This window comes from Kitasatospora sp. A2-31, from assembly GCF_022288725.1.
Lineage (GTDB): Bacteria > Actinomycetota > Actinomycetes > Streptomycetales > Streptomycetaceae > Kitasatospora.
In genome coordinates, this window is sequence record NZ_JAKNTA010000288.1 from 1 (window position 1) to 1004 (window position 1004).

The 1004-nt window shown below is 74.7% G+C and carries 2 pseudogenes; one reads left to right on the forward strand and one right to left on the reverse strand.

Annotated elements, in window-relative coordinates:
• Positions 1-713, forward strand: a pseudogene (locus tag MCM47_RS44540) (SAM-dependent methyltransferase); the annotation flags it as partial.
• On the opposite strand, the pseudogene MCM47_RS44545 reads toward MCM47_RS44540, so the two are convergent.
• Positions 710-1004, reverse strand: a pseudogene (locus MCM47_RS44545) (polysaccharide deacetylase family protein); the annotation flags it as partial. The pseudogenes MCM47_RS44540 and MCM47_RS44545 overlap by 4 nt on opposite strands.

The following is a 1004-nucleotide window of genomic DNA, read 5'->3' on the forward strand; positions in this document are numbered from 1 at the left end:
CCCGCCGCACCTCGCGCGGCCGGGTCTTCGACCCCGAGGCGTACGCGCCGCCGCTGTCCTGGGCGATCGAGGCCGGCCGGCGCACCCCGGTCGGGGCGCTCAAGGTGGCGCCGGGCATCCCGCACGAGGCCGTCCCGGCGGACGCCGAGGCCGAGTGGGTCTCCGACCACGGCGACGTCAAGGAGGCGGTGCTCTGGTTCGGCACCCGCGCCGAGCGGCCGCACCGCGCCACGCTGCTGCCGCAGGGCGCCTCCCTCCCCGGCGGCGCCCTGCCCGCCCCGCCGGCCGGACCGGTCGGCCGCTACCTCTACGAGCCGGACGGCGCGGTGATCCGCGCCCACCTGGTGGCCGAGGTGGCGGAGCAGGTCGGCGGCCGGCTGATCGACCCGAAGATCGCCTACGTCACCTCGGACGAGCTGGTCGCCACCCCGTACGCGCACGCCTTCGAGCTCACCGACGTGCTGCCGTTCCACATCAAGAAGCTGAAGGCGCTGCTGCGCGAGCGGGCCGTCGGCACCGTGGTGATCAAGAAGCGCGGAATGGCGATCACCCCCGAGGAGCTGCGCCGCCAGCTGAAGCCGAGCGGCCCGAACACCGTCACGGTGATCCTCAGCCGCACCGACCACGGCCCGCTGATGATGCTCGGCCGGCCCGTCAGGGCCGACGCCCCGGCCCCGGCCGACGCCCCGGCTCCCGACCCGGCCGCCTCCTAGGAGGCCGGCGGCTGGATGTAGTCCTCCAGGCGGGCCACCGCGAAGCCCTGCTCCTGGATCCGGGCGAGCATCTCCCCGAACATCTGCGTCATGGTCTCGCCCTTGAGGTCCTTCGGGCCGCGGAAGTGGGCGAGCACGATGTCCCCGGGCCGCAGCTTCTTGTCGGCCGCCTGGTACTGCATGTCGTGGATCTGCATCGACTCGCGCCAGAGCACGACGGCCCGCGGCCCGCACTGCTGCACCGCGGTGTTCAGCGCCGGGGTGTTGGCGCCGTCCCCGTACGGCGGGCGG